Genomic DNA, 26,194 nt, shown 5'->3' with positions numbered 1-26,194 from the left:
CGCGAGGAATCCGTCGCCGGCGTTGAGCGGGAGCCCCGGCTCCCCCGATGATGCCGGATGTGGACAAGCCCCCCGCCCGGCCACGCCGCCGCCCGCTCGGGTGGCTCGGCGTGGCCCTCGTCCTGCTCGCGGCCGGCGTGTGGCTGGTCGGCCGTATCGCGCCCGCTCCCCCGCCGGGAGCGGCCGGCCCGCCGTCGGAGGAGCCCGCGCCGCCGCAGGCCGCGGTCGTCCTCGACCCGCCGCTGGTGCCGCCGGGCGCGGCCGAGGTGGCGGTCACGGTCTCGTGCGGGGCGGGGGCGACGGACGCCACGGCCGGCTCCGCCGCCTTCGCCGAGCCGGTGCTGCTGGACGAGCGGGCGGCCACGGGCGGGCTGCGCGGCGTCGCCACACTGCGCACGGGCCTGCCGGCCGGCCGGTACGACGTGTGGGGCGCGTGCGGAGCCGCCGGCGACCCCGCCCCCGGACCGGCGGCCGGCAGGGCGCTGCTGGTGGTCGAGCCGCCGCGCGCCTCCCCCACGCCGGCGCCCGTCCCGCGGACCGCCACGACGTGGGTGTCGCTGGCCGAGGCCGCGCCGGGCGCCTGGCGCCGCCACCCCGCCGCCGCGCGGGCCGTCCTCGACCGGGGCGACCTGACGGACCGCGTCTACGAGCTGCGGGTGACGCACGAGCTGCGCCTGCCCGCGGACGACCCGGACCTCGCGGCCCTGCGCCTCGGCGCGGCGGCGAGCGCGCCCACCGCGTTCGTCACCAGCAGGCTCGGCGACACCGAGGCCGCCGAGACGAACACGGTCTACCCGGCCGCCTTCCTCCCGCCCGCGATCCGGGTGGAGCCGGGGTCCCGGCAGGCCGTCGTCACCTTCACCGGCGTCGGCTACGGCAACTACGCCGCCGACGGAGGCGCCACGTTCGTCGGGATCGAGTTCACCCCGCCGGACCCGGACGCCGGCCGGCTGCCTTTCTCCTCCCACCAGCTCGTCGTGGCCGCGCACGGCTGGACGCTGGCCGGCGTGACCGGCCCGCCGCCGCTCGCCCAGGACGCGCGCTCGGCCCGCCTGGACGCCGGCGGCGGCGCGCTCAGGGCCGCCTTCGTCCGGGACGGCGAGACCGCCTCGGTCGCCGACTACCTGACCGACGACCCGGTCATCGCGGCCCGGGTCGAGGAGGGCCGGGACACCGCGACCGGCTCAGGCGAGGAGTTCCAGCGCTCCGACGTCGCCCCGCTGACCCGGGCCGGGACCGCGCTGGCCTGGGCGGCCGCGATCGCCGGCACGCTGCTCGTCGGGATGTCGCTGGCGCGGGCGCTCGGCCGGGACTGGTGGCGGCGGCGCCGCAACCGGCTGCTCGCGGCGCTGCCCGCCGCCGCGCTCGTCCTGGGGCTGAGCGGCGCCGGCGCGGCGCGCTGGGCCGGGCTCGCCCTCCTGGTGATCGGCCTGCCGGTGCTCGCGCTGCGCTCGGCCGGCCGCGCGCTCGGCGGCGAGGGGCGGCGCCCGGCGGCCGTCGCGGCCTGGACGGCGGTGGCCGTGTCGGGCGCGACGCTCGCGTTGTGGGCGTTCGGCGTGCTGCTCGGCCCGGCGGCCGTGGCCTGGTGGCTGGCGGGGGCCGCCGCCCTGCTGACCGGCTGCGCGCTCGTGCGGCCGTGGCGGCGGCTGCTGCCCTGGGCGGTGCTCCTGCTCGCCGGGTCGGGCGTGCTGCCGGCGGGCCGGGCGGTGTGGACGGGCGCCTTCCCCGGCATCGCCGTGTGGACCGTCCTGCTCGCCACGTCCTTCGCCCTGACCGCGTGCGGCTGGCTCGCCGAGGTGAACCGCCGCTGGTCGGCGGCGTGGACCGCGGGCGGCGGCGCGGCGGTCGCGCTGAGCCTCGCCGTCGTCGTCTACGCGATCTTCCCCGAGTCCTGGCTGCTCCGGCCGTGGACCCAGGAGGCGGGCGAGGAGCCGGCCGCCACGCTGCTGCCGATCATGCTGGTCGGGCTGCCGGCGCTGGTGCTGGCGATGTTGCTGCTCCGCCTGCGCAGGATCGGGGCGGGCGGCGCGGCGCTGACGGCGGCCACCGCCTACCACACGGCGGTGCTGCTCCTGCTGGTGCTGCGGCTGCAGCCGACCGGGGGCCTGCTGGTCCTGCCGGTGACGGCCTGGGCGGGGGTCACCTGGCTGCTGTCCCGCCCGCCTCCCGAGGGGGCCGAGGTGTCAGGGGCCGAGCACCGGCTGCTCGTACGTGACCTGATCCGGCGCAGGACGGTCCGGGCGGCGCTGACGAACCTGCTGCGCCGGCCGCCGGCCGAGGGGCTGGAGGTGGCGGCGTTCGAGGAGCGGCGGGCGGCGCTCGAACGCGCCGCCGACGGCAGCGCCCGGCCCCTGGACTCCGACCTGGCGCTGACCACGCTCGCCGGGCACTCGCCCTGGCGCAACGGGCTGGCCGCGTTCGGGGTGGGGATCCTGCTGTCGCTGCCCTTCTCCGCGCTGCGGGTCTACGAGTCGCTCGACACCTGGCGCAGCACCCCGGGGCAGATCCTGCTCGCGGCGATGACGCTGCTGACGCTGCCCGCGTTGTGCCTGGTCTTCGGCTACTTCTACCCGCGGGTGCGCGGCGACGACCCGATCGCGAAGTCGCTGACGCTGCTGGTCGCCGCGGCCCTGGTGGAGCTGCCGGGATACCTCCAGACGCTGGCCGCGGCCATGTCCGCGGACCCGGGCGCGCCCACGGTGCGGGAGGCGCTGATCGGCATGCTGGTGGCGCTCGGCGACATCGCGGTGGTCAGCATCGGGCTGGGGCTGTGGTGGGAGTGGCGGCTCATGTCGCTGGCGCGCGAGCCGTGGGGGCGGCTGCGGAACGTGCGCAGCCTGCGCGCCCTCGCCGCGCCGGTGACCGCGGTCGTCATCGCGGCCGGCACCACGGTCGCCACCGCCCTGGTGAACAACGTCATCGCGCCGTTGCCGCAGGTCAGCGCCCCGGCGCAGGAGCCGTCCCCGACCGCCAGCCCGTCGCCGTGACCGCGCTCACGCCGCCCCTGGCGGCAGCGTCACCTGGACGCGCCGGCCGCCGTCGGCGGGCGTGACCTCGGCCGCCAGCCGGTCCAGGCCGGGCCGGCCGGCCGCGTCCCAGGCCCGCAGGTGCTCGCGCAGCGCCGCCAGCGCGGCCGAGCCGGGGTGGCGGCCCGCAGCCCCAGGAGCCGGTGACCACGGCGGCGTCCCCGCCGCCGGTGAGGCCGAGGCCGACTCCCGCCGGCGCGCCGCTGCCCCGTGCTGAACGCGCCCTCGCCGCGCGCGTGGTCGCGGGCGGCGACGTAGGGCGCGCGTGTGCCAGGCCGCCGCGGCCTGCTCGCCGTGCAGGCCGACGGGGTGCGGCTCGGCGTGGCCCGGCCGGTCGAGGAGCGCGAGCGCCGCCGCCGGCTCGCCGCCGGCGCGCCCGCGCCAGGCCACCGACACGTACGAGGGCCCGCACGTGGCGTCGAGGTGCAGCAGGGGCGCGCCCAGCGTGACGTTCGCCGCGTCGCCCATGTCGACGTAGGAGGCGGTGGCGAGCCGGACGCCGGTCAGCCCGCCGTCGCCGGTGACCTCGGCGCGGACGTGGCCGACCGCGCGGGCGGCCGGGGCCACGTACACGGGGGTGCTGACGATCCCGCCCGGCCGGGTCTGCTTGAGCCAGGCGTCGGGCAGCAGGGCGGGGGCGCACCAGCCGATGACCAGGTCGTAGGGCGCGTGGTCGGGGACGCCGTCGTGGCCGTCGCCGCACACGACCGTGACCGGGCAGCGCCGCTCGGCGTGCAGCCGCCGGGCCCGCTCCACCAGCCGCCCGTCCACGTCCACGGACACCACGAGCCCCGCCGGGCCGACGAGCTGGGCGAGCAGCGCGCCCGTGTAGCCGGTGCCGGTGCCGATCTCCAGCACCCGGGCGCCCCTGAGGCCGGCCCCGGCCCGGGCGAGGTCGCGCTGGACGACTTTGGGCGGCGAGGTCTGCGGCGGCGCGCCCAGCTCGGGATGGTCGGTGTAGTGCGCGCGCGGCACGGCGTCCACGGCCGCGGCGAGCAGGCGGTCGGCGTCCATCGCACCTCCCACGGTTTGTGCAGGTCATGCCCTGTCCGCGGTGGTCACCGCGGTGGTCACGGTAGCGTGCGGGAACGCCTGGGTCCGGTGCTTTGCGCAAACGGCCGTCGCCCCGGCCGGGCCCGCGATCAGGCCGTTGTTTCTATATTGCGCAAATGGGCAGCAACCGCACTGTCAGGTAAAGACGCGAGGACCTGCACCTGCCCCCAGGTCAGGTCGCCGAGCGACAGGAGCGTGCAGCGTGGCAGTCACCGGCATCATCTCCGCCCTCGTCATCGGGCTCATCATCGGCGTCCTCGGACGCCTGGTCGTGCCAGGAAGACAGAACATCCCGATCTGGCTCACCATCCTGATCGGCATCGTCGCCGCCCTGATCGGCACCGCCGTGGCCGCCGCGTTCGGGGTGGCCGACACCAAAGGCATCGACTGGATCGAGCTGATCCTCCAGGTGGTGCTCGCCGGAGTGGGCGTGGCCCTGGCGGCCGGCCTCTGGGGCAGGCGTCGCGTGCCGTAAACCCTCCGCGACCCCGTGCCGCGTCCCCCTCGCCGCTTTGACCGTACAGCGGCGAGGGGGACTTGCCGCAAGACCCCGGCCCTCCCGCACAATCGGGAGGTCGTGAGCCGGATGCTCTGGGGGTCTCGCCATGCGCGTGTTGTTGTCCACCATCGGGTCGCGCGGCGATGTGCAGCCGCTCGTGGCGCTCGCCACGGAGCTGCGGGAGCTCGGCCACGAGGCCCGGCTCTGCGTGCCGCCCGACTTCCGCGCGTGGATCGAGGGGCTCGGCTTCCCCGTCGTCGCCATCGGCCCCGAGCTGCGGAGCACGGCCACCGCCGCGCCCCGCGTGCGGGAGCACCGGCGCTCACTCGCGGAGGAGACGGTCGCCGCCCAGTTCGCGACGCTCGTCCCGGCCGCCGGGGGCTGCGACGTGATCGTGGCCGCCACGGCCCTGCAACTGGCCGCCCGCTCGGTGGCCGAGTCCCTGCGCATCCCCTACGTCTTCACCGCCTACTGCCCGGCCGTCCTGCCCTCGCCGCACCACGCGCCGCCGCTCGTGCCGGGCCGGCCGCCCGCGTCCGGCAACCGCGAGCTGTGGGAACGCGACGCCGAGAGCTTCAACGAGCTGTTCGGCGCGGCGCTCGACGCCGGGCGGGCCGCGCTCGGCCTGCCGCCGGCCGGTGACGTGCGCGGTCACGTCCTCACCGGCCTGCCGTGGCTGGCCGCCGACCCCGCGCTCGCGCCCTGGCCGTCCCCCGGCGACGACGCCGTCTTCCAGACCGGCGCCTGGCTCCTCCCCGACGAGCGTCCCCTGCCCGCGGAGCTGGAGGCGTTCCTGGACGCCGGCGAGCCGCCCGTCTACTACGGCTTCGGCAGCATGCGGGTGCCGGACGGCCTCGCCGAGGCGGTCGCCGGGTCGGCCCGCGAGCTCGGCGTGCGGGCGGTCGTGGCGCGCGGCTGGGGGCAGCTCGCGCCGCCCGGGCTGCTCTCCGTCGACGAGGTCAACCACCAGGCCCTGTTCCGGCGGGTGGCCGCCGTCGTGCACCACGGCGGGGCGGGCACCACGACCGCGGCCGCCCGCGCCGGCGCTCCCCAGGTCGTGCTGCCGCAGCTCTACGACCAGCACTACTGGGCGGGACGGGTCCAGGAGCTGGGGATCGGCGCGGCGCACCCGCCCGGCGTCCCGTCCGCCGGGTCCCTGACGGCCGCGCTCGACTGCGCGCTCAAACCGGACGTGGCGGCCCGCGCCCAGGCCCTCGCCGGGAAGATGCGCGACGACGGCGCCCGCACCGCCGCCCGCCACCTCCTGGCCCTGTGAGGCCCGCCCGGGGGCGTGGCCCGACGCGCCCCCCAACGCTGTGCCTGCTGAAGCAGGCTCGTCCGGGTTAAGCGATCTGCAACCGTTCGTCACGCTGAAGCGGGACACTGGCTGATGCGAGCTGCTTTCGATGGTTTTTCGGCTTCCGCGGCGACCATCGCCGCGCCCGGAGCCGTATCCCTGTCTGGGAGCGCTCCGGCTGCCGGCGTGAGGACGGAGGACGTGATGGACAAGCCGATTGGCAGGTCACTGCCGATCGACGCCGACCTGCACACCATCCGTCAGGCGGTGCACGCCTTCGCGGCCGAGGCGGGGCTGGCGGGCGACCGGCTGCAGAACCTCGTCCTCGCGGTCAACGAGGCGGTCACCAACGTCCTGGAGCACGGGGCCGGCACCGGCGCCATCCACCTGTGGCGGGAGGCGCGGGGCGTGCGGGTGCAGATCGTCGACCCGGCCGGCCGGCTGCGCCCCGCCGACCTGGACCGCCCGCCGCCGTGGCCGCCCACCCGCGGGATGGGGCTCTGGGTGATCCGCCAGGTGTGCGACGAGGTGCGGCTGGACCATCCGGAGGGGCATTCCCGGCTGGAGCTGTTCATGGCCTACCGGTCCGTGGCGGAGCCGCCGGGCGAGCGCTCGTCGGCGGACGTGCCGCCGCGCGAGTGGCCGGGGCCGCGGCGGGTCATCCGGTTGCGGTGCCACCGCGCCACGCCGCTGTCCCCTGACGGCCGGGGCGAGGGCGAGCCGCCCGAGGACGGCTCAGGACGTCCGCGCCCGAGCGACGCCGCCGCCGAACGCCCCTGAGCCCGTCGCGACAGGCCGGGGCCCGGCGGGCTCGCGCACCTTGGCCATGCGCAGCCGCAGCGACGACCCCGCCCCGTTGCGCGCCACGCTGACCTCGTCGCACAGGTTGCGCACCACCCACAGGCCGGAGCCGTCGGCGGCGGCGAGGTGCTCCTCGCGCAGCCGGCCGCCGGCGTCGGTGATCTCCACGACCAGGTCGCCGTCGTGCTCGCGCACCGCGATCCTGCCGTGCCCGCCGCCGTGGTCCAGCACGTTGGTGGCCGCCTCGTTGGCCGCCAGGACGAGGTCCTCCACCCGTTCGGGCGCCAGCCCGCTGTGCTCGGCGTGCGCGCGCACCAGCCGGCGCACGTACCCGAGGTCGGCGCCGCCCGGGCGGCGCAGCTCGTACTCAGCAGTCATGTCGTCACACCCGGGGTCAGGGGTCATTGAGTGGAAAAGCCGGGCGTCTAACGGGTTACCGGGCTTGCGATCGTTAAACTCACCGCCGTCCGGTTCGCCGGGGAAGCCCAGCGTGCGGGGGTGACAGGCATGGAACGCTCCGTCGCGGGCAGTAGCGACGCGTGACCTCGTAAGCGAGCTGAGCCGGGCGCGACTGCGAGCACACGGCCGATCACCGGTGTCCGGTGGCGCCGGTGCCGCCCGCGCGCGTCCGCGCGCGCCGGCCGCTGCGCTCACGCCCCGGCACGGGGTGCTCAGCCGCGCCCGGATCAGGTCCTGGATCCGCCGGAGGCGTGATGACGTCCTTCACCTTCGATGGCAACGCCCGGATCTCGCCGGTCGTGCACCCGTTCGGGCTGCGCGTGAGCGGCGAGATCGACCGGGACAGCCATGACCTGCTGGCCCGCGCGCTGGCGTGGGCCGTCCGCCAGGGCGACGGTGACGTGCACCTCCACCTGGGCGCGCTCACCTTCATCGACGTGACCGGCCTGCGCAAGATCACCTCGACGGCCGCGGGGCTGCCCGCGCCGCGCAAGCTCGTGCTCGACGCGATCAGGCCCGTGGTGGGCCGGCTGCTGAAGCTGCTCGGCTGGTCCCTCAGCGAGGACGGGCACCTCTACGTCCCCGCGAACGGTCACTCCCGGCCCAAGCTCCCCGACATCCCGCACCCCGCGCCGCCGGGCGACCCCGCGTTCTGAGCCGGCGCCGCGCTCAGGCCGGGTAGGCGTGCGTCTCGGTCGCCTTCACCGACGCCCACACCTGCTGCCCCGGGCTCAGGTCCAGCTCGGCGACGGCGGCGGGCGTGATGTCGGCGAAGGCGGCGACCAGCCCGTCCAGGTGGACGCGGACGTTGTCGCCGTGCCGTTCGATGCCCTCGATGCGGCCCTGCCACAGGTTGCGCGGGCTGCCGTCCGGCCGGGAGCGGTAGAGCGCGACGGCCGCCGGCGGGAACGCCACGAACGCCGGCCCGGCGAGCTGCTCAGCCGTGCTGAACAGCAGCTCGCCGACCCGCACCCGGGCCCCGTCCGCCACGCCCCGGTACAGGTTCAGCCCCACCAGCCGGGCCACGTAGTCGGTGCGCGGCCGGCGCGCCACCTCGGCCGGGGCGCCCTGCTGGACGACCGCGCCGCGCTCGATGACGATCAGCCGGTCGGCCAGCACCATGGCGTCCAGCGGGTCGTGGGTGACCAGGACGGTGGCGCCGTCGAAGTCCGTCAGGTGGCGGCGGAGCCGGGAGCGGATCTCCAGCCGGGTGTGCGCGTCCAGCGCCGCCAGCGGCTCGTCCAGCAGGAGCAGCCGCGGCCGGACGGCGAGCGCACGGGCCAGCGCCACCCGCTGCGCCTGCCCGCCGGACAACCGCCGCGGCCGGACGGCGGCGTGCTCGGCCAGCCCGACCCGCTCCAGCAGCCCGGCGGCGATCGCGCGCGCCTCCGCCTTGGACAGGCCCTGGCAGCGCGGCCCGAAGGCGACGTTGTCCAGGGCTGACAGGTGCGGGAACAGCAGGTAGTCCTGGAACACCATGCCGATCGGCCGCCGGTCGGCCGGCAGGGCGTGCACGGTGCTGCCGTCGAGCGTGATGTGCCCGCCGGTCATCGGCGTCAGCCCGGCCAGCGCGCGGAGGGCGGTGGTCTTGCCCGCGCCGTTCGGGCCGAGCAGCGCGACGACCTCTCCCCGCTCGGCCGCCACCTCGATGTCCAGCGTGAACGCGGCCCGCTCCACCACCAGCCGGGCCCGCAACGTCATGGCGCGCTCACCCACCTCTCGCGCAGGCTGGCCAGGATGACCACCGACACGGCCAGCAGCACCAGGCTGAGCACGATCGCCGCCTCCGGCTCGGTCTCCAGCGCCAGGTAGACCGCGAGCGGCATGGTCCGCGTGGTGCCGGGGAAGTTGCCCGCGAACGTGATCGTCGCGCCGAACTCGCCGAGCGCCCGCGCCCAGCACAACACCGCGCCCGCCACCACCCCCGGCATGATGAGCGGCAGCGTGACCCGGCGGAACACCGTCCACCGCGAGGCGCCCAGCGTGGCGGCGGCCTCCTCGTAGCGCTGGTCGGCGGCGCGCAGCGCGCCCTCGACGCTGATGACGAGGAACGGCATCGCCACGAACGCCTCGGCCACCACCACCCCCGCCGTGGTGAACGGCAGCGTGACCCCGAAGCTCGACTCCAGCCACTGCCCGAGCAGCCCGCGCCGGCCCAGCACCAGCAGCAGCGCGACGCCGCCGACGACCGGCGGCAGCACCAGCGGCACGGTGACCAGGGCCCGGACCACGCGGCGGCCGGGAAAGTCGGTACGGGCCAGCAGCCAGGCCAGCGGCACGCCGAGCAGCAGGCACGCCGCGGTCGCGACCGTGGCGGTGACCAGCGACAGCCGCAGCGCCTCCAGCACGTGCGGCTCGGCCAGCCGCCGCGGCAGCGTGGCCCAGGGGGCGCGGACCAGCAGCCCGGCGAGCGGCAGCACCAGGAACGCCAGCCCGGCCAGCGCCGGCACGACCAGCATCCACGGCAGCCGGCCGGCGACGCCCCGGCGTCTTCGCAGCGCGGTCAAGGGGCCTCGAAACCGGCCTCGGCCAGCACGTCCGCGCCCTGCCACGACCGTACGAGGGCCACGAACCGCCTGGCCAGGTCGCCGGCGGGCGCCTTCGTCAGCACCGCGATCGGGTAGTCGTTGACCGCCTGGTCGGCCTCGGGGAACGCGATGCCGCGCACCTTGCCCGCGGCCGCGATCACGTCCGTCCGGTACACCAGCGCCGCGTCCACCTCGCCCAGCTCGACCTTGGTCAGCGTGGCCTTGACGTCCTGCTCCAGGGTGACCGGCGTGACCTTCAACCCGGCGGCGTCGAGCGCCTTGACGGCCGCCGCCCCGCACGGCACCTGCTCGGCGCACAGGGCCACCTTCACCCGGGGGTCGGCGAGGTCCTTCAGCTCGTCCACCTTCGCCGGGTTGTCCGCCGGGACGGCGATCTGCAGCTTGTTGCGCGCGAACGTCGCCGGCGTGGCGGCCAGGGAGGCGTCGGTCACCGTCTTCATGGTGGCGGGGCTGGCGGCGGCGAACACGTCCGCCGGCGCGCCCTGCGTGATCTGCTGGGCCAGGGTCGCGCTGGAGCCGAAGTTGAACGTCACCTTCGTGCCCGGGTGGGCGGCCTCGAAGGTCCTGCCGAGCGCGGTGAACGTCTCGGTCAGCGACGCCGCCGCGAACACCGTCACCTTCCCGCCCCCTCCGCCGCCGTCCGCCGGCGCGTGGGTGGCGGCCGTCGGGCCGGCGCCGCACCCCGCCGTGCCCAGCAGGAGCACGGCGGCGAACGCGGCTGCCCGCCGGGAGAGTCGTCCGGTCACCAAGGCAGGCTCCTCACTGGCCGCCGGCCACGCGCTCGTGGCCGGGGATCTCCACGACGACGTTGGTGGACTTGATCACCGCGTCCGCCACCACTCCCGCCTCCAGCCCCAGCTCGTCGGCCGCCTGGCGGCTCATCAGCGACACCACGCGGAACGGGCCCGCGGCGATCTCGACCTGCGCCATCACCGCGTCCCTCAGCACCTCGGTCACGATGCCGCGGAAACGGTTGCGCGCCGACGACCTGCCCCCGCCGCCGGGGGCCTCCACCTGGGCGCGGGCGAAGGCGGCCAGGTCGGGGCCGTTGACGCGGCGGTGGCCGTGCTCGTCCCGCTCGGCCCGCAGCCGGCCGGCGTCCACCCAGCGGCGGACGGTGTCGGCGCTCACGCCGAGCAGCGCGGCGGCCTCGCTGATCCGGAACATCATCACAAGCGTGCACCATACCGCCCGCATTTACCACCCTGACCGCCCCTCTCCTCTCGCAACCACGTACCGTTCCGCCCGTCTCCGCTCGCATCCGCCCGCGATTGCCCATCGGCCTCCCGCCCGCCATAGTGATCCGATGGCCCCCCGACCTCCCGCGCTCGACCGCGACCGCCGCATCTGGGACCTGCTGTGCGCGGGGGTCGCGGCCGGCGCCCTGGCCTGGGGCGCGGTAGGCGCCTGGACCGCCGCCACGGTCCGCAACTACCCCTGGAACGCGTGGATCCCGTTCGCCGACGGCACCGCCAAGGGCGTCGTGCTCGGCCTGCTCGCCACCACGGCCGCCCTCGCGGTCCTGCCGCCCGCGAACCTCTCGGCGACCCGGCGCTGGGCCGTCCTGGCCGGCGCCTTCGTCGGCGGCAGCCTGCTCGGCACGGCCCGCGACCTGAACGGCCCGCCCGATCCGGTCCTCTACTTCGCCGAGCCCCTGCCGGACGAGCGGTGGTACGGGACGACCATGCTGCTGCACTGGGCCGGCAAGGTGGCCGCGCCCGCCGCCTGCTGCGCCGTCGTCCTGACCCTGCTGGCCGCCCGCCCCTACCGGCCGCGGCAGTCGTTCGCGGCGAGCCTGGCGCTGCTCCTCGCGGGCGTCGCGCTGCTCCTGCTGCCGGTGATCGCCGGCGCGCTCGCGCCCGAGGTCCAGGGCAACGGGCGGCACGTGAACGAGGGACCCCTGGCCGGCCTGCGCTGCTGGGCCGTCGGCGTCCCGGTGCTGCTGGCCGGTCTGATCCGCACGGGCGCGCTCCTGACCGCCACGCACAGCAGGGCTGTTCACCAGGTGACGGGCAGTGACTCCACCCCGTAGATGACCGCCAGGCTCTTGAACGCGAGCTCCTCCACCGGCGCCGCCAGGCGCAGCCCGGGGAAGCGCCGCAGCAGCGCCGGGAAGGCGACGCGCAGCTCCAGGCGGGCCAGCGGCGCCCCCAGGCAGTGGTGCACGCCGTGCCCGAAGGCGACATGACCGCTCGCCGGGCGGCGGGAGACGTCGAAGCGCTCCGGGTCGCCGCCCACCGCCGGGTCGCGGTTGGCCGCGGGCAGCGAACAGAGCAGCACGTCCCCGGCCCTGATCCGCTCCCCCGCCAGCACGACGTCCTCGCGGGCGGTACGCGGCAGCACCGCGTGCACGACGGACAGATACCGCAGCAGCTCCTCCACCGCCCGGTCCACGTCCTGCCCCCGGCGTACCAGCTCCCGCTGCTCCGGGTCGCGGAGCAGCAGGAGCGTGCCGAGGGCGAGCATGTTGGCGGTGGTCTCGTGCCCGGCGAGCAGCAGCAGGTCGGCGAGCCCGACCAGCTCCTCGTCGGCGAGCCCGGCGCCGTGCTCGCGGACCAGCATGCCGATCAGGTCGTCGCCGGGGTCGCTGCGCTGCCGGGCGACCAGCTCCCGCAGGTACGCCTGGGACTCCAGGCCCGCTGCGACCTGCGCCTCCGCGTCGAGCGTCACGCTGAGCCGCCGGGCGCTGCGCTGCTGGAACTCCGCCCGGTCCGCGTACGGCACGCCCAGCAGCTCGCAGATCACCAGGGACGGGACGGGCAGCGCGAAGGACGTGACCAGGTCGGCGGGCGGCCCGGCGGCGGCCATGGCGTCCAGGTGCCCGGCCACGATGGCCTCGACGCGGGGACGCAGGCGTTCCATCCGCCGTACCGTGAACTCCGGGGCCAGCAGGCGCCGCAGCCGCGTGTGATCGGGCGGGTCGTAGCCGATGAGCACCCCGAACGCGCCCTGACGCGGCGTCGGCCTGCCGAGCCCCGCGCGCACGCCGTCGGCGCTGCTGAAGCGGGCGGCGTCGCCCAGCACCTCGCGGACGTCGTCGTACCGGGTGACCAGCCAGACCTCCGCGCCCCGGGGCAGCCGGACCTTGGTCACCGGCCGCTCGGCGCGCAGGCGGGCCAGTTCGGGGGCCGGGTCGAGGCCGTCCCGCCTGAGGTGCACGGGCACGTCCGGGCTGCGGGTGGTCGTGTGGTTCGGCCTGGGCATGGGGCGGGTACCTCCGTCGTCGCGCGGGCTGGTGCACCCGGCAGGGCGTTCCACCGCGTTCCACCCGGCTCGCGTCAGGGCCACTGCGGCGGTGATCCGGCTGGGCAGTGGCCCTGTCACCGCCCGGCCCGATGCATTTCCCTTGGTGCTCAGGAACCGAGATCACTGGGGGACGACATGCGACACGCCCACCGGAGCCGCGCCCTCGCGCTGGCCCTGGCCCTGACAACGGCGGCCACGCTCTTGGCGGGCGGGACGGCGCACCGCGCCGACGCCGCCTCGCGCCGGAGCCTCGCCGTGTACCTGCATGTCGGGTGCGAGAGCTGGACCAGGCTGAAGATCAGGTGCACCGCGACCGTCATCGGCGGCTGGGGCCCGTGGCGGGTCGACTGGTACGTGGACGGCGTCCACTACAGCACCAGCGCCGACCAGTACGGCAGCGTCGGCGAGGTCAGCCAGACCTTCGCCTGCTCGCCGAGCCGGCCCGCCGTGTACGAGGCGGTCGCCACCGACGCCCTCGGCCAGATCGGCTACGCGCCGGGCGCCGGCGCGAAGTGCTACACGACCACCCCCTGACGCGCCAGGCCTGATTTGCCTACCCCTGTACCCCTGGGGGTATATTCGAAGCACATGGAGGTACCCCCGGGGGTATAAGGAGAGCAAGCATGAGCACGGACGTCACGGCGTTCCGCACACCGGGCCTGGGCGACCAGACCTACCTGCTGGTCCACGAGGGCAAGGGCGTTCTCGTCGATCCCCAGCGCGACATCGACCGTTTCCTCAGCGCCGCCGCCGAACGCGACGTGGACCTGCGGTTCGTGCTGGAGACCCACCTGCACAACGACTACGTCTCCGGCGGCGAGCAGGCCGCCCTGCGCACCGGCGCCGAGCTGGTCCTGCCGGCCGCCGCGGCCCCGGCCTACCGGCACACGCCCGCCTTCCACCTGGAGGACCTCGACGGCGGCGCGGGCCTGACCGTCCGCCCGGTGCACACGCCGGGCCACACGCCCGAGCACACCAGCTACCTGGTGCTCATCGACGGCGAGCCGGTCGCGTTGTTCTCCGGCGGCAGCCTGCTGGTCGCCTCGGCCGGCCGGCCCGACCTGCTGGGCCCCGAGCGCGCCCGCTCGCTGGCCCGTCTGCAGCACGTCTCGCTGCGCCGCCTGGCGGCGCTCCCGCCCGGCGTCGCCCTCTACCCGACGCACGGCGAGGGCTCGTTCTGCACCGCGACCGGCGCGGGCCGCCTCACCTCGACCATCGGAGCCGAGCTGCGCACCAACCCGCTGCTCGCCATCGGCGACCCCGAGACGCTCGCGGACACGCTGCTCGCCGCCCCCATGCCCATCCCCGCCTTCTACCGGCACATGGGCCCGGCCAACACCCTCGGCGTGCCGCCCATGCCCCCCGTTCAGGTGCCCGAGCTGGACGCGCCCGCGCCCGGCACGCACGTCGTGGACCTCCGGCCGCGCCAGGCGCAGGCCCGTGGCATGCTGCCCGGCTCGTACGGCATCGAGCTGGACGACGACTTCGGCAGCTGGACGGGCTGGCTGCTCCCCTACGCCGAGCCGATCACCCTGGTCGCCGAGCCCGGCCAGGACGTCGCCCCCGCCGTCACCCAGCTCGCCCAGATCGGCGTCGACACCGTCCGCGGCGTGCTCCGCGGCCCCGGCGCGGCCGCCACGCAGACGTACGAGCTGGCCGGGCTCGACGCTTTCGTCAAGCTCCTGGCCCGGCCCGGCGCCCAGTTGCTGGACGTGCGGATGCCGGCCGAACGGGAGCAGACGCCGCTGGCGGGCGCGGTCGAGCGGTTCCTGCCCGACCTGTTCGCCCAGGGCGTCCCCGGCGAGCTCGACCCGGCCCGGCCGGTCCTGGTCGCCTGCGCCTCCGGCCGCCGCGCCGCGATCGCCGCCGCCCTGCTCGCCCGCGAGGGCTACCGGCCGATCGTGCTCACCGGCGCCGGCGTCGCCGAGCTCGGCACCGCGCTCCGCGACCACCGCGCCGCCTGACCCATCCCCTCACCGCCTCTCGAACAGGAGAACCCCTTCCGTGTCCCGCATCGACGCCGCCGCCGCCCGCGATCTGCTCGCGACCAACCCCGACGTCCTCGTCGTGGACGTCCGCACCCCGGCCGAGTTCGCGACCGCGCACCTCGACGGCGCCATCAACCTGCCCCTCGACCAGATCGACGCCCACCTGCGGCGCATCGTCGCTGACGCCGGCGGCCGGCTGCTGATCGTCTGCCAGACCGGCGGCCGCGCCGAGCGCGCGAGGACGGCGCTGAGCGAGGCCGGGCTGGCCGACGTCGTCGTCCTCGACGGCGGGATGAGCGCCTGGACCGCCCTCGGCGGGTCCGTCACGCGGGGGCGCCCCCGCTGGGCGCTGGAGCGGCAGGTCCGCCTGGTCGCCGGCGGCATCGTGCTCGCCTCGGCGCTGGCGAGCCTGTGGATCCCCGCCGTGGTGCTGGTCGCCGCCTTCGTCGGCGCGGGCCTGGCCGTCGCCGCGCTCACCGACACCTGCGCGATGGGCCTGCTGCTGTCCAGGCTGCCGTACAACCAGGCCGGTGGCGTGGACGTCGAGGCCGCGCTCACCCGCCTGCGCGGGACGCGGGCGAACGCGTGAGGAGGCGCTTTCCCATGACTTCTGCATACCCCGGGGGGTATAAATGTTCGCCCTGACCCTCGCCGCCGCCGTCGTGGTCGGCGTGACGCTCGGCCTGTTCGGCGGCGGGGGCTCCATCCTCACCGTGCCGGTGCTGGTCTACCTCGCCGGCGTGCCGGCCAAGCAGGCCATCGCCATGTCGTTGTTCGTCGTGGCGGTGACCAGCGCCGTCAGCGCCGTCGGCCACGCCAGGGCCGGACGCATCCGCTGGCGCACCGGGCTGATCTTCGGCGCGGCCGGCATGGCGGGCGCCTACGGCGGCGGGCTGCTCGGCCCGCACCTGCCCGAGGCGCTGCTCATGGCGGCCTTCGCGGCCATGATGCTGGCCACCGCCGTCGCCATGATCCGCGACCGCCGCGTCCCGGCCGCCCGGCCGGCGCGGCACGAGCTGCCCGTCCTGCCGGTGATCGCCGAAGGGATCGGCGTCGGCCTGGTGACCGGGCTCGTCGGCGCGGGCGGCGGGTTCCTCGTGGTGCCCGCGCTGGTCCTGCTCGGCGGCCTGCCGATGGGCGTGGCCGTGGGCACCTCGCTGCTCGTCATCGCCATGAAGTCGCTGGCCGGCCTCGCCGGATACCTGGCGAGCACGCCCGTCGACTGGGCGCTGGCCCTGCCGGTGACCGCGGCCGCCGTCGTCGGCGGGCTCATCGGCGGCGCCCTCGCCGGCCGGGTCGACGCGGACCGGCTACGCAAAGGGTTCGGGTGGTTCGTGCTGGCCATGGGCGCTTTCGTCCTCGTCCAGCAGGCGCCGCCCGCGCTGCTGCCCCACGTCTGGGCCGTCGCCCTGGCAGGCGCCGCGGCCACCGCGGCGCTCGCCGTACGGCACAGGCGCAGGCACGCCGCCCCCGGGCCGGCTACCTCCCGGACGCCTGCCGCAGCAGGGACACGAGGTGGGCGACGGCCGCCACGGCGGTGAGGACGATCGCCACGATCAGCACGGTCCGCGCGACGAGCTCCCAGTTCACGGCGGACTCGCCGAAGGCGAAGGGGAAGACCCGCAGGGTCTTGATCAGCACCGCGGTGCCGACCACCGCCCCCGCCAGGTCGCCCGCCGAGCGCAGCCAGCGCGGGTCGTGGATCACGTAGATCAGGTTGGCGGCCAGCCCGACGATCATCGAGAGGTTGACCAGCCACACCACCTGGACGGTGCCCGCCGTGAGGAACGGCACCACCTGCCACCCCGGGCGGACGTTGACGGCGTACAGCAGGGCCGCGTCGATGACCGCGGCGACGGTGTAACCGGCTCGGCGGGCGGCGAGCGGCCGGCGCGCCGGTGCGAGTGTGTTCACGTGACCTCCAGCAGCCTCCGACGGCGAGGAACGGGGTCGAGCCCAACGGTAGGCACCCCGGCCGGCGCGCAGCAGAGCCGAAGGTCCTCACTCCGTGGCCGAGGTGCCCGCGTGAGGTCGTCGGACGGCGGCGCGCGGGACCTTCGGCCCTGGCCGTACCGCTGTGAGCAGCGAGGATAGGGGGAGACGCGCGCCGCGGAACGGGTTTGGGGGCACCGATGGTCATGTCGCGCAGTGGGCTGTCGTCGGCGGAGGCCGCCGTGCGACTGGACCGGGACGGCCCGAACCTGCTGCCCGCCAAGCCGCCCGCCCCGCTGTGGCGGCGGGTCGCCGGGCAGCTCCGCGACCCGCTGATCGTCGTGCTGCTGGTGGCCGCGGCGCTGACCGCGATCACCGGCGACTGGACCGACATGGCCGTGATCCTGCTGGTCATCGTCGTCAACACGACCGTCGGCGTGGCGCAGGAGGTGCGCGCCGACCGGGCGATCACCGCCCTGTCCGCGCTCACCGCGCCCGTGGCCCGGGTGGTCAGGGACGGCGCGCAGCAGGAGGTCCCGGCGGCCGAGGTGGTCCGCGGCGACGTGCTGGTGCTGGCCGAAGGCGACATCGTCCCGGCGGACGCCCGGCTGGAGGAGGCGGCGGCGCTGCTGGTGGACGAGTCCGCGCTGACCGGCGAGTCGGTGCCGGTGGACAAGAGCGCCGGCGACGAGGTCGCCTCCGGCACCGTCGTGGTCAGGGGACGCGGCCGGGCCGAGGTGTGCGCGACCGGCGCCGCGAGCGCGGCCGGGCGGATCGCCGGCCTGATGGCGACCGGGTCCGGGCTGACGCCGTTGCAGCGGCGGCTGGTCGGAGTGGGGCGGCTGCTGGCCGGGGTGACGGTGTTCCTGTGCGTGGTGGTCGGGGCCCTGGGCCTGGTACGCGGGCAGCCGGTCGAGCTTATGGTGGTGACCGCGATCAGCCTGGTGGTGGCGGCCGTGCCGGAGTCGTTGCCGGCCGTGGTCACCCTCAGCCTGGCGCTCGGGGCGCGGCGGATGGCGGCGCGGCACGCCCTCGTCCGCCGGTTGCACGCCGTCGAGACGCTCGGCTCGGTCACCGTCCTCGCCACCGACAAGACCGGCACCCTCACCGAGGGCCAGATGGTCGTCCGCAGGCTGTGGACGCCCGCCGCCCGCGCCGCGCTCACCGGCACCGGCTACGGCCCGGACGGCCGGCTCGACGGCGACGCCCCCGCCGAGGCGTTCACCGGCCTGCTCACCGCCGCCGCCCTGTGCAACGACGCCCGGCTGCTGCGCGGCGACGACGGCGAGGAGTGGCGGGCGCTCGGCGACCCCACCGAGGCCGCGCTGCTGGCCGCCGCGGCCAAGCTGGGCCTGGACCGGCACGAGCTGAACGAGCGCTGCCCGCGCCTGGCCGAGCGGCCCTTCGACAGCGTGCGCAAGCGGATGAGCACCCTGCACCGGCTGCCCGGCGGCCGGTCCCGGGTGATCTGCAAGGGGGCGCCGGAGGCGCTGCTGCGCGCGCCGGTCCTCGCCGCCGATCCCGCCCTGGTGGCCGGGGCCACGGCGGAGGCGGAACGGCTCGCGCACGAGGGGTACCGGGTGCTGGCCGTGGCCGTCGCCGACCTGGACGGCGTACCGGAGCGGGTGCCGGAGGAGGGGCTGCGGCTGCTCGGGCTGGTCGCCATCCTCGACCCGCCCCGCGAGGCCGCCTCCGCGGCCGTCGCCGCCTGCCGCCGCGCCGGGATCCGTCCCGTCCTCATCACCGGCGACCATCCGGGCACCGCGCGGGCCGTCGCGACCGAGCTCGGCGTCATCGGCCCCGCCGACCCCATCGTGGACTGCCGCGACGCCCCCGGCCCGCCGGCCGGGGCCACCGTGTACGCCCGCGCCACCCCCGAGCAGAAGCTCGTCCTCGTCGAGGGCATGCGGGCCGGCGGCGAGGTGGTCGCGATGACCGGCGACGGCGTCAACGACGGCCCCGCCCTGCGCCGCGCCGACATCGGCGTCGCCATGGGCGGCCGCGGCACCGAGGTCGCCCGCCAGGCCGCCGACCTGGTCCTCGCCGACGACGATCTCGACACCGTGGTGGCCGCCGTCGAGGAGGGCCGCCGCGTCTACGCCAACATCCGCCGCTTCCTCGTCTACGGCCTGTCCGGCGGCGCCACCGAGATCGCCGTCATGCTGCTCGGCCCGCTGTTCGGGCTCGCGCTGCCGCTGCTGCCCGCCCAGATCCTCTGGGTCAACCTGCTCACCCACGGCCTGCCCGGCGTCGCGCTCGGCGGCGAGCCCGCCGACCCGGCCGTGATGCGCCGCCCGCCGCGCCCGCCGGACCAGAGCATCCTCGGCGCGGGCCTGTGGCAGCGGGTGATCCGCATCGCGGTCGTGCTGACCGCCGTCACGCTCGGCGTCGCCGTCTGGGCCCTGCACACCGGGCGTCCCTGGCAGAGCATGGCGTTCTTCGCGCTCGGCGCCGTGCAGCTCGGCGTGGCGCTCGGCTCGCGCGCCCGGCCCGGCTCCCTCGCCAACCCGGCGCTGCTGCTCGCCGTGGCCGGCGCGCTCGGGCTCCAGCTCGCCGGCCTGTACGTGCCGCTGCTCCGCGACCTGCTCGGCACCGTCCCCCTCACCCTGCCGGACCTGCTCGTCGTGGCCGCGCTGTCGGTCCTCGGGTACGCCGCCGCCCGCCTGGACCGCGTCCTGCACCGCGAGCCCGTCCCGCCGCCCCGCGACCGGAGACCGTCATGACCGAACGGACCGAGGTCACCTTCACCTCGCAACCTCCCGATCCGCCGGGGCCCGGCCCGTGCCTGGTGACGGCTCACCCGCGCGTGGCCGCCGCCTCCCCTGCCCTGGTGACCGGCGAGACCCGTCTCCTGACCACCCATCTCGGCCTCGCCCTGTCCGGGGAGCGGACATGAGCACGATCTCCCGCCGGCAGCGGAGGCACGCGCTGCGCCTCGCCGTTCCCCTGCTGTCCGGCCCGGCCCAGCGGGCCGGGCTGCGGCGGTCGATGTCCCGCCAGTACGACGCCCTCGAAGCAGCCGTCCCCCGCCTGCGCGCCCCGATGAGCCGGATGACCCTGCGCATCGCGGTGGACTCCCTCGCCCTCTACCGCGCCCTGCCCACCGCCCTGCCCACCGCCCTGCCCACCGGCCTGCCCACCGGCCTGCCCACCGCCCTGCCCACCGCCCTGTCGCGGGCCGAGCGGCTGGCACTCGTCGAGCGCTTCGTCACCGCCTGGATGCGCGCCCAGTTCGACAGCCCGCTGGTGCGCTGGGTCTACCGCCACCGGCGCGCCCATCTGCTGCTGCGCCGCTGGTGGTTCTGGAGCGCCAACCTGCTCGACGAGCCCGCCGGCTGGCGCTTCCGCTACCTCGCCCCCGCCCCCGGCCGCTTCTACGGGGTGGACGTCACCCGCTGCGGCGCCGTGGCCTTCCTCGCCGCCCAGGGCGCGCCCGAGCTGGCGCCGCTGATGTGCGCGGGCGACCTCGCGATCAGCGGTTACCTGCCGCCGGGCGTGCGCTTCGCGCGTACCCGTACGCTGGCCGGCGGCGCCCCGCTGTGCGACTTCCGCTACGTCATGACCGCCGGGGAGAAGCCGTCGGAGAGCCGCGCGCGGGCCTGCTGACGACGGCTACTTCCGGCCCTTGGCCTTCCCCTTCCCGGGGTGCGCGACGGCGAGCCCCGGCGGCACGTGCTTGGGCGGCACGTGCTTGGCCGGCTCGGCGAGCTTCCTGGCCTCGCCGTGCGGCGACGAGGTCGCGGCGGTGCGGGCCGCCGCGGGCCTGGCCGTCCGGCGCCGGTCGGCGGTGCGCCGCCGGGCCGCCGCCGGCTGCGCCTGCAGCACCCCGCTCGGCCGCGTCTCCGTCGTCCCGGCGGGCGACGGCTGGGCCGGCGGGGCGGGGTGCCCGCCATGGGCCGCGCCGCGGCCGTCGGGGGCGCCTCGGTGTGCCAGCTCGCGGCGGCCAGGGCCGCGGCGACCAGCACGCCCACCAGCGCGACATGCCGGACGTGGTCCGGCTGGAACCGCGTGACCCCGGCTCTGACCCCGAAACGACGCCGCCCCGGCGCACGGGTGACGGCCTCGGCCGTACGAGGCCCGGACGGCACAGACACGGCCAGGGCACGCTCGGCCGGGGCACGCTCGGCCGGGGCACGCTCGGCCTGGGCGGGTGCGGCCGGAATGGACGCGGAAAGAGCGGGCGCGGCCGGAATGGACGCGGAAAGGGCGGGCGCGGCCGGAACGGGCTCGGGCGGGGCGACCTCGAGGACGCGGGTCCGCGAGGCGGAACCGGAACCGAAAGCGGGACCGGGACCGGCGGCGACGGCGCAGACCCGCCGCAGCCGCCGGCGGGCCTCCGCGACGCTGGGCCGCCCGGCCGGGTCCTTGCTGAGCAGCGCGGCGATGAGCGGCGCCAGGGCCCCCGCCCGCTCGAACGGCTCCGGGTCGGCGGTGAGCACGGCGCTGATGGTGGCCAGCGCCGCCCCCTGTTCGAACGGCGACCGCCCTTCGACCGCCGTGTAGAGCGTCACCCCCAGCGACCACAGGTCGCTCTCCGGGGTGGGCGTGCCGCCCCGGGCGCGTTCGGGCGCGATGTAGGCCGGGGTGCCGACCACGATGCCCGCCTCCGTGACGCCCACCGGCCGCTCCACGCTGGTGGCGAGCCCGAAGTCGGTCAGGACGGCGTGCCGGCGGTCGTCGTCCAGCAGGATGTTGGCCGGTTTGACGTCGCGGTGCACGACGCCGGCGGCGTGCGCGGCCGCCAGCGCGTCCAGGATCTGGAGGCCGATCCCGGCGACGGTGGCGGGCGGCAGGGGGCCGTCCTGCGCGAGGACGTCGGCGAGGGTGGGCGCGGGCACGAGCTGCAGCACGATCCAGGGCCGCCCGTCGGCCTCGACCACGTCGTACACGGTGGTGATGTTCGGGTGGCTCAGCCGGCCGGCCAGCCGGGCCTCGCTCATGGTCCTGCGGAGCAGCGCCTCGCGTTCGGACTGCGGCCGGTGGTCGAGGGCGACCTCCTTGACGGCCACCGGCCGGTCGAGCAGCTCGTCGCGGCCTCGCCAGACCCGGCCCATGCCGCCCCGGCCGAGTTCGGCCTGCAGTCGGTAACGACCCGCCAGTAACCAGCCCTCATAACGCGAAGCAGACATAGCGCCCGGCTTACCCTGATCGTCCGCAAGCATGCGTCTCACCGCGCGCCCGTTCCCAAGGTGATCGACAACGTTCGCCGGACTGTGACGTATCAGGGCGGATCGCCCCGGTCACCGCAGCAGACACGGCCGTTTCGGGTCGAACTGCCAGCCGGGGTGAAGGTACTGCATGGCCGCGCTGTCGTCCCTGGCGCCCAGCCCGTGCTCCAGGTAGAGCTCGTGGGCGGCCTTGACCGCGTCCAGGTCGAGCTCCACGCCGAGCCCCGGGGCGGTCGGCACGGCGATGCGGCCGTCCCTGATGCGCAGCGGCTCGCGCGTCAGGCGCTGGCCGTCCTGCCAGATCCAGTGCGTGTCGAGAGCCGTGATCCGGCCGGGCGCGGCCGCGCCGACGTGCGTGAACATCGCCAGCGAGACGTCGAAGTGGTTGTTGGAGTGCGACCCCCAGGTGAGCCCGAAGTCGTCGCAGAGCTGCGCGACGCGGACGGAGCCGCGCATCGTCCAGAAGTGCGGGTCGGCGAGGGGGATGTCCACGGCGTCGGCGCGGACGGCGTGCGCGAGCTGCCGCCAGTCGGTGGCGATCATGTTGGTGGCGGTGCGCAGGCCCGTCACGCGCCGGAACTCGGCCATCGTCTCGCGTCCCGACAGCTCGCCCTCCGCGCCGACCGGGTCCTCGACGTAGGCCACCACGCCGCCGAGGTCGCGGCACACCTCGACGGCGTCGGCCAGCAGCCAGCTCCCGTTGGGGTCGATCGTGATCCGGGCGTCCGGGAAGCGCGCCGCCAGCGCGCGCACGGCGGCGATCTCCTGCTCGGCGTCGAGGACGCCGCCCTTGAGCTTGAAGTCGGCGAAGCCGTAGCGCGCCCGCGCGGCCTCGGCCAGCGCGACGATCGCCTCGGGGGTGAGCGCGGGCTCGCGACGCAGCCGCTCCCAGTCGTCGGCCGGGTCGCTCCCCGCGTCGTACGGCAGGTCGGTGCGGGTGCGGTCGCCGACGTAGAACAGGTAGCCGAGCACCGGCACCTCGGCGCGCTGCCGCCCCTCGCCCAGCAGCTCCGCGACGGGCACGCCGAGGTGCTGCCCGAGCAGGTCCAGCAGCGCGCTCTCCAGCGCCGTGACGGCGTGGATCGCGGTGCGCAGGTCGAACGTCTGCCGCCCCCGCCCCCGCGCGTCGAGGTGGGCGTAGCGCGCCGACACCTCGCGCAGCAGGCTCGCGTACTCGGCGACGGGCCGGCCGGCCAGCAGCTCACCGGCCGCCTCGACGGTGTGCCGGATCGCCTCACCGCCGGGGACCTCGCCGACCCCCACGTTGCCGGCGCTGTCGGTGACGACCGCCAGCGTACGGGTGAAGAACGGCCCGTGCGCGCCGCTGAGGTTGAGCAACATGCTGTCGCGCCCGGCCACGGGGATCGCCTCGACGCGGGCGACGGTGGGGGTGCGCGGGCTCATGACGTCCCGCCGACCTTCTCGATGAGGGTCGCCAGCGCCGCCCGCTCGTCGTCCGTGAGGTCGGTCAGCGGGGGCCGCACCCGCCCGCCGTCGCGCCCGACGGCGGTGAGCCCGGCCTTGATGATGGAGACCGCGTAGCCGCGCGCCCGGTTGCGGATGTCGATGTACGGGATGATGAAGTCGTTGATCATCTGGTACACCGCCACCCGGTCCTGGGCGCGGACGACCGCGAAGAAGCGCAGCGCGAACTCGGGCACGAAGTTGTAGATCGCCGAGGAGTAGGTGTTGACGCCGAGCTGGAGCAGGGGCAGGGCGAAGGTCTCGGCGGTGGGCAGGCCGCCGATGTAGATGAGGCGGTCGCCGACCTTGGCGTAGGTGCGGGTCATGCGCTCGATGTCGCCGACACCGTCCTTCAGCCCGATGAGGTTGGGGTTGCGGTCGGCGAGCTCGGCGACGGTGTCGTCGTCCAGCACGGCGTTGGCCCGGCTGTAGACGATGACGCCGAGGTCGGTCGCCCGGCAGACCGCGCTCACGTGCTCGATCAGCCCGGCCTGGCTGGCCTCGGTCAGGTACGGCGGCAGCAGCAGCAGCCCGGCGGCCCCGGCTCGCTGCGCGGCGACGGCCTGGGCGCTCGCCTGGGCCGTGCCGCCGGTCGCCGGGGCGATGACCGGCAGCCGGTCGCCGACCTCGTCCACGGCGGCGCGCACCACCCGGTCGATCTCCTCCGACGTCAGCGAGAAGCCTTCGCCGGTGCCGCCGCCGGCGAACAGCCCGGCGACACCGAAACCGGCCTGCCACGCCAGGTGCTCGCGGTAGCGGGGCTCGTCGAAGGCGAGGTGCTCGTCGAAATGGGTCACGGGGAACGACAGCAGGCCGGTGGTCAGGCGGCCGGCCAGCTCGTTAGGAGGAGTCAGCGTCACGCCGCCACCGTAAGAACCACGGACGATACTTGTCCAATGGTGTTTACGTATCGCGTGATACCGTGCCGGCATCGTCGGTCAGCACGGTCAGCACCCGGTCGAGCGCGGGGTTGCGCGAGTGCCGCGACCACAGCAGGTGCAGCTCGACCGGCTCGGGAACGTGCGTGGTCAGCGGCACGTACGCCACGTCCGGGATGTTGAGCAGGGTGGCCGAGGCCGGCACGAACGCGATGCCGCGCCCCGCGGAGACCAGCCAGAGCATGGTGAGCACCTGGCTGACGCTGTGCACCACGCGCTCCTGCGTGAGCGGCACCATGCTGACCACGAGGTCGTAGAAGTAGCGCGCCCGCTGCTGGGAGTGGAAGATCAGCGGCTCGCTGGCGAGGTCGTCCGCCCGCGCGGGCCGGTCGAGGCGGGTCAGCCGGTGCCCTGCGGGCACCGCCAGCATCAGGGCCTCGCGGTGCAGCAGCACCGAGTTGAACAGCTCCGGGTCGAACGGCGGCCGGGCCAGCCCCAGGTCCAGGTCCTCGGCGGCCAGGGCGGTGATCTGCTCGCGCGTCACCATCTCGAACAGCTCGATCCGGACGTCCGGCAGCTTCGACTCCAGGCTGTTGAGCAGCCCGCCCAGCACCCCGAACGTCGACGCCGCCGTGAACCCGAGCCGCACCAGCCCGCGGGTGCCCAGGTGCACGCGCTGCGCCAGGTCGGGCGCCGCCTCGGCGATGGCCAGCAGGCGGCGCGCCTCGCCGAGGAACGCCTCGCCCGCCGGGGTGAGCGACACGTGCCGGTTGTCCCGTTCGAGCAACTGCACGCCGACGGCCGCCTCCAGCTTCTGGATCTGCCGGCTCAGCGGCGGCTGGGTCATGCGCAGCCGCATGGCCGCCCGCCCGAAGTGCAACTCCTCGGCCACAGCCACGAAGCCACGCAGCTGCTCCAAGGTGTAGGCCATGCCCAGAAGGTATCACTCGGTGCGTCGAAGGCCCCGGTCTCGCATCGCTACGTCCGGCACTGGCTGATCTCCTCAGGAGTCGTCCTGACCGAACGCACCGCGTGCCACGACGTTCGACCTGGTCGACGAGTAGTTCCAGCTCGACGACGCGGCGTGGGAGCCCTTCCGCGACGTCGTGCACGGCTGGGCCGAGGGCCACGACGTCGTCCTCCCGTGCCCCGCCTGCGGCCGGCCTCTGAGCCCGCCGGCACCGATGACTTCCGGACGGCACCGCCGTCTGAAGCATCAGGGACACCCGAGACCCACGGAGCCGTGACCACCATGCGCAAGCTGATAGCGACAGTGTTCAACCACTCCCTCGACGGCCTCCTCGCCGACGAGGACACCGACTTCTGGAAGTTCTGCTTCGACCTGCCCGAGAACCGCGACCCCGACGACTCCGCGCACCTCGACTTCCTCCGCGGCGCGCACGCCCACCTCATGGGCCGCACGGCCTACGAGGGCATGTCGGCGGCCATGACGACGGCCACCGACCACCCGTTCGCCGACCTGCTCAACTCCGGACGCAAGGTCGTCTTCTCCCGCACCATGAAGACGGCCGGCTGGGCCGGCACCACGATCGCCGCCGGCGACACGACAGAGGAGATCGACAAGCTCCGGCAGGGCGGCGACGGTCACATCATCGTCTGGGGCGGCGTTCGCCTCTGGCGCTCGCTCATGCGGCTCGACCTGCTCGACGAGCTCCAGCTGAGCATGTTCCCCTACATCGCGGGCGAGGGCACCCGGCTGTTCGACGGCATCCCCAAGTCGTACCAGCTCGACCTGGTCTCCACAACGACCTCCAGCAACGGCATCGTCTACCTGCACTACCGACGCCACCGCTGACCCGGCGCCGAGCTTGAC

Annotated in this window: 26 protein-coding genes; 14 read left to right on the top strand and 12 right to left on the bottom strand. The window is 75.7% G+C overall.

Annotation, left to right across the window (positions count from 1 at the left end):
* The first annotated feature begins 59 nt into the window (after window positions 1-59).
* Window positions 60-2,987, top strand: coding sequence for a hypothetical protein (locus MF672_RS13555; protein ID WP_247815243.1), 2,928 nt, complete (start codon window positions 60-62; stop codon window positions 2,985-2,987).
* Between the two features lie 6 nt (window positions 2,988-2,993).
* Here the strand turns inward: MF672_RS13555 and MF672_RS13550 are convergent, their stop codons facing one another.
* Window positions 2,994-4,040: a protein-L-isoaspartate O-methyltransferase family protein gene (locus MF672_RS13550; protein ID WP_247815242.1), complete on the bottom strand. Its 1,047-nt coding sequence runs from the start codon at window positions 4,038-4,040 to the stop codon at window positions 2,994-2,996.
* A 241-nt stretch (window positions 4,041-4,281) separates the two neighbouring features.
* On the opposite strand from MF672_RS13550, the gene MF672_RS13545 reads away from it, so the two are divergent.
* From MF672_RS13545 to MF672_RS13535, 3 genes are all read left to right on the top strand, one after another.
* Entirely contained in the window at window positions 4,282-4,554 is a 273-nt protein-coding gene (locus tag MF672_RS13545; protein ID WP_242382197.1) for a GlsB/YeaQ/YmgE family stress response membrane protein, read from the top strand.
* A 130-nt stretch (window positions 4,555-4,684) separates the two neighbouring features.
* The gene (locus tag MF672_RS13540) at window positions 4,685-5,854 is read left to right on the top strand and encodes a glycosyltransferase (protein WP_242382196.1); all 1,170 of its coding nucleotides are present in this window, start codon (window positions 4,685-4,687) and stop codon (window positions 5,852-5,854) included.
* 225 nt (window positions 5,855-6,079) lie between these two features.
* The gene (locus tag MF672_RS13535; protein WP_242382195.1) at window positions 6,080-6,655 is read left to right on the top strand and encodes an ATP-binding protein; all 576 of its coding nucleotides are present in this window, start codon (window positions 6,080-6,082) and stop codon (window positions 6,653-6,655) included.
* Here MF672_RS13535 and MF672_RS13530 read toward each other — a convergent pair.
* On the bottom strand, window positions 6,611-7,054 hold the full coding sequence (locus MF672_RS13530) for an ATP-binding protein (protein ID WP_242382194.1): 444 nt from the start codon (window positions 7,052-7,054) through the stop codon (window positions 6,611-6,613). The two genes, MF672_RS13535 and MF672_RS13530, sit on opposite strands and share 45 nt — an antisense overlap.
* Window positions 7,055-7,389: 335 nt before the next feature.
* Here MF672_RS13530 and MF672_RS13525 point away from each other — a divergent pair, with 335 nt between their 5' ends.
* Window positions 7,390-7,791, top strand: coding sequence for an STAS domain-containing protein (locus MF672_RS13525; RefSeq protein ID WP_242382193.1), 402 nt, complete (start codon window positions 7,390-7,392; stop codon window positions 7,789-7,791).
* A 13-nt stretch (window positions 7,792-7,804) separates the two neighbouring features.
* On the opposite strand, the gene MF672_RS13520 is transcribed toward MF672_RS13525, so the two are convergent.
* Genes MF672_RS13520 through MF672_RS13505 form a run of 4 tightly spaced genes read right to left on the bottom strand, consistent with a single transcriptional unit; the run spans window position 7,805 to window position 10,851 of the window.
* Complete coding sequence (locus MF672_RS13520) at window positions 7,805-8,836, bottom strand: ABC transporter ATP-binding protein (RefSeq protein WP_242382192.1); 1,032 nt, start codon at window positions 8,834-8,836, stop codon at window positions 7,805-7,807.
* The gene (gene modB, locus MF672_RS13515) at window positions 8,833-9,594 is read right to left on the bottom strand and encodes a molybdate ABC transporter permease subunit (RefSeq protein WP_242382199.1); all 762 of its coding nucleotides are present in this window, start codon (window positions 9,592-9,594) and stop codon (window positions 8,833-8,835) included. Before modB ends, MF672_RS13520 begins: the two co-directional genes overlap by 4 nt.
* Window positions 9,595-9,638: 44 nt before the next feature.
* Window positions 9,639-10,433, bottom strand: coding sequence for a molybdate ABC transporter substrate-binding protein (gene modA, locus MF672_RS13510; RefSeq protein WP_242382191.1), 795 nt, complete (start codon window positions 10,431-10,433; stop codon window positions 9,639-9,641).
* Between the two features lie 10 nt (window positions 10,434-10,443).
* Window positions 10,444-10,851 (bottom strand): TOBE domain-containing protein, encoded by a 408-nt coding sequence (locus MF672_RS13505; protein WP_407654724.1) that lies wholly within the window; start codon window positions 10,849-10,851, stop codon window positions 10,444-10,446.
* 139 nt (window positions 10,852-10,990) lie between these two features.
* Here MF672_RS13505 and MF672_RS13500 point away from each other — a divergent pair, with 139 nt between their 5' ends.
* Window positions 10,991-11,716 carry a hypothetical protein gene (locus MF672_RS13500; RefSeq protein WP_242382189.1) on the top strand — a complete coding sequence of 242 codons (726 nt, stop codon included), beginning with the start codon at window positions 10,991-10,993 and terminating at the stop codon, window positions 11,714-11,716.
* On the opposite strand, the gene MF672_RS13495 is transcribed toward MF672_RS13500, so the two are convergent.
* A complete protein-coding gene (locus tag MF672_RS13495; RefSeq protein WP_242382188.1) occupies window positions 11,683-12,888 on the bottom strand; it encodes a cytochrome P450 in 1,206 nt (401 codons plus the stop codon). The two genes, MF672_RS13500 and MF672_RS13495, sit on opposite strands and share 34 nt — an antisense overlap.
* A gap of 177 nt (window positions 12,889-13,065) precedes the next feature.
* Here MF672_RS13495 and MF672_RS13490 point away from each other — a divergent pair, with 177 nt between their 5' ends.
* From MF672_RS13490 to MF672_RS13475, 4 genes are all read left to right on the top strand, one after another.
* Window positions 13,066-13,464 carry a hypothetical protein gene (locus MF672_RS13490; protein WP_242382187.1) on the top strand — a complete coding sequence of 133 codons (399 nt, stop codon included), beginning with the start codon at window positions 13,066-13,068 and terminating at the stop codon, window positions 13,462-13,464.
* Window positions 13,465-13,553: 89 nt separating this feature from the next.
* Window positions 13,554-14,894, top strand: coding sequence for an MBL fold metallo-hydrolase (locus tag MF672_RS13485; RefSeq protein WP_242382186.1), 1,341 nt, complete (start codon window positions 13,554-13,556; stop codon window positions 14,892-14,894).
* 40 nt (window positions 14,895-14,934) lie between these two features.
* Window positions 14,935-15,507: a rhodanese-like domain-containing protein gene (locus MF672_RS13480; RefSeq protein WP_242382185.1), complete on the top strand. Its 573-nt coding sequence runs from the start codon at window positions 14,935-14,937 to the stop codon at window positions 15,505-15,507.
* 43 nt (window positions 15,508-15,550) lie between these two features.
* Complete coding sequence (locus tag MF672_RS13475; protein ID WP_242382184.1) at window positions 15,551-16,459, top strand: sulfite exporter TauE/SafE family protein; 909 nt, start codon at window positions 15,551-15,553, stop codon at window positions 16,457-16,459.
* Here MF672_RS13475 and MF672_RS13470 read toward each other — a convergent pair.
* Window positions 16,398-16,832, bottom strand: a complete 435-nt coding sequence (locus MF672_RS13470) for a hypothetical protein (protein ID WP_242382183.1) — start codon at window positions 16,830-16,832, stop codon at window positions 16,398-16,400. The two genes, MF672_RS13475 and MF672_RS13470, sit on opposite strands and share 62 nt — an antisense overlap.
* A gap of 218 nt (window positions 16,833-17,050) precedes the next feature.
* Between MF672_RS13470 and MF672_RS13465 the strand changes: the two genes are divergently transcribed.
* Genes MF672_RS13465 through MF672_RS13455 form a run of 3 tightly spaced genes read left to right on the top strand, consistent with a single transcriptional unit; the run spans window position 17,051 to window position 20,456 of the window.
* A complete protein-coding gene (locus MF672_RS13465) occupies window positions 17,051-19,573 on the top strand; it encodes a cation-translocating P-type ATPase (protein WP_308210486.1) in 2,523 nt (840 codons plus the stop codon).
* Entirely contained in the window at window positions 19,570-19,746 is a 177-nt protein-coding gene (locus MF672_RS13460; protein WP_242382181.1) for a hypothetical protein, read from the top strand. The genes MF672_RS13465 and MF672_RS13460 overlap by 4 nt, the downstream gene beginning before the upstream one ends.
* On the top strand, window positions 19,743-20,456 hold the full coding sequence (locus tag MF672_RS13455; RefSeq protein WP_242382180.1) for an L-2-amino-thiazoline-4-carboxylic acid hydrolase: 714 nt from the start codon (window positions 19,743-19,745) through the stop codon (window positions 20,454-20,456). The genes MF672_RS13460 and MF672_RS13455 overlap by 4 nt, the downstream gene beginning before the upstream one ends.
* Here the strand turns inward: MF672_RS13455 and MF672_RS13450 are convergent.
* From MF672_RS13450 to MF672_RS13435, 4 genes are all read right to left on the bottom strand, one after another.
* Entirely contained in the window at window positions 20,402-21,979 is a 1,578-nt protein-coding gene (locus MF672_RS13450) for a serine/threonine-protein kinase (protein ID WP_247815241.1), read from the bottom strand. The genes MF672_RS13455 and MF672_RS13450 overlap by 55 nt on opposite strands.
* Window positions 21,980-22,090: 111 nt before the next feature.
* Window positions 22,091-23,422 carry an enolase C-terminal domain-like protein gene (locus MF672_RS13445; RefSeq protein ID WP_242383529.1) on the bottom strand — a complete coding sequence of 444 codons (1,332 nt, stop codon included), beginning with the start codon at window positions 23,420-23,422 and terminating at the stop codon, window positions 22,091-22,093.
* Window positions 23,419-24,342, bottom strand: coding sequence for a 5-dehydro-4-deoxyglucarate dehydratase (gene kdgD / locus MF672_RS13440; RefSeq protein WP_242383530.1), 924 nt, complete (start codon window positions 24,340-24,342; stop codon window positions 23,419-23,421). Before kdgD ends, MF672_RS13445 begins: the two co-directional genes overlap by 4 nt.
* Window positions 24,343-24,385: 43 nt before the next feature.
* Entirely contained in the window at window positions 24,386-25,291 is a 906-nt protein-coding gene (locus MF672_RS13435; protein WP_242383531.1) for a LysR family transcriptional regulator, read from the bottom strand.
* A 321-nt stretch (window positions 25,292-25,612) separates the two neighbouring features.
* On the opposite strand from MF672_RS13435, the gene MF672_RS13430 reads away from it, so the two are divergent.
* On the top strand, window positions 25,613-26,176 hold the full coding sequence (locus MF672_RS13430; RefSeq protein ID WP_242383532.1) for a dihydrofolate reductase family protein: 564 nt from the start codon (window positions 25,613-25,615) through the stop codon (window positions 26,174-26,176).
* Window positions 26,177-26,194: the final 18 nt, after the last annotated feature.

The sequence above is a fragment of the Actinomadura luzonensis genome (genome assembly GCF_022664455.2).
Classification (GTDB): Bacteria; Actinomycetota; Actinomycetes; order Streptosporangiales; family Streptosporangiaceae; genus Nonomuraea; species Nonomuraea luzonensis.
The sequence above is the reverse complement of the archived record's forward strand: the minus strand, read 5'-3'. Positions and strand labels throughout refer to the sequence as shown.